Annotated in this window: 1 protein-coding gene; it reads right to left on the reverse strand. The window is 43.1% G+C overall.

Going from position 1 to position 350, the window contains the following annotated elements:
• A partial coding sequence (locus ACVC08_RS00220) for an immunoglobulin domain-containing protein (RefSeq protein ID WP_452600506.1) occupies window positions 1-350 on the reverse strand: 350 nt, incomplete at both ends.

The following is a 350-nucleotide window of genomic DNA, read 5'->3' on the forward strand; positions in this document are numbered from 1 at the left end:
TCGTCACAGATAGTAATGCCTCCATCTGTACCAGCATTAGCAGGTGTTTCAATAGTAAGAACTACTGGTATTCTAGAACTCACGCAACCAGAGACAGTTTCTTCAGCTTCAGCATAGTAAGTGTAAACTCCAATAGTTGTATCGGTAGGCGTATAATTAAGGCCAGAAGCTAAGGCCGTACCTCCAGTGGCGTTTGCATACCAATTAACAGCATCCCCTAAAGCAGGAGGGCCAGATAGTACAACACTTAAAGCAGGTGTAGTTGCCCCAAAACAAATACTAGGATTGTTAGGATTAGTAGGCGTATCGATAAAAGGACAAGCACAATTAGGCGCAGTAACCATTAAGGT

This window comes from Pontimicrobium sp. MEBiC06410 (genome assembly GCF_053601615.1).